Origin of the sequence: Rhodoferax sp. UBA5149 (assembly GCF_002413825.1) — a bacterium.
In the GTDB taxonomy this organism is placed as follows: Bacteria; Pseudomonadota; Gammaproteobacteria; order Burkholderiales; family Burkholderiaceae_C; genus Rhodoferax.
On record NZ_DHXT01000179.1, the window covers coordinates 2812 to 3723 of the forward strand.

A 912-nucleotide genomic window follows, 5' to 3' on the forward strand; every position below is an offset into this window, starting at 1 on the left:
TTGGGCGGGATGATGCAGACGTCGTCGTTGAAATCGACAAAGCTTTTTTCATCGAAGTTCTTCGGGTCCACCACCGTGCTGTGAATGTTGGTGAAGACCTTGAACTCGGGTGCGCAGCGGATGTCGTAGCCGTAGCTGCTGGTGCCATAGCTGATGATTTTGTTGCCGTCGCGCTCGCGGATCTGACCGGGTTCGAAGGGCTCGATCATGCCGGTGGTCTCGGCCATGTGGCGAATCCATTTGTCACTTTTGATAGTCATGGGAACAGAACTCCTGGGTTGGCCCCATTGTAAACAGGCGAATTTCGCCTGTTAAACCACCCATTTTGCTATTATTTCAGGAGCTTATAACGCAATAGATACGGGGGCCATCGGCCTAAATGGCTTGAGAAATCACGGTCCGCTCGACGGTCCGGTCGTCCCCCAGCACAATCATGGCAAACAGCAGCTCGTCCAGGCTCGCGGCGAGCGCGGTTCTTCGCGCCAGCAAGGGCGTGGCTTGCGGATTGAGCACCACGAAGTCGGCTTCACAACCCGGTTGCAAGTTACCCACCGCCGCGCGGCCCTTTTGACCGTCCAGCCCCAGCGCCTGCGCCGCGCCGGCCGTGTGCTGCCACCAGAGGTGCTGCGGCGACAGTGACAGCCCCGTTTTACTCTGCCCTTCCCGGCCCACGTAATAGGCTGCCAGCATGGTGTGAAACGGGCTGAAACTCGTTCCCCCACCGACGTCGCTGGCCAGTCCGTATTTGAAGCCGACGCGGTCCGCCGCCGCATAGTCAAAAAAACCGCTGCCCAGAAACAGATTGCTGGTCGGACTGACGGCGGCGGCGGCTCCGGTGTCGCGCATCAGGGCGCGGTCGTCGTCATCCAAGTGAATGCAGTGGGCGTAGATGGCCCGTTCGCGCATCAGGCC

Annotated in this window: 2 protein-coding genes; both read right to left on the reverse strand. The window is 59.8% G+C overall.

Features of this window, described 5'->3' with window-relative positions:
- A partial coding sequence (locus B3V69_RS16065; RefSeq protein WP_414707554.1) for a dCTP deaminase occupies positions 1-260 on the reverse strand: 260 nt, incomplete at its 3' end.
- A 115-nt stretch (positions 261-375) separates the two neighbouring features.
- Positions 376-912 (reverse strand): amidohydrolase family protein (locus B3V69_RS16070; protein WP_296448017.1); only part of this gene is annotated, 537 nt, incomplete at its 5' end.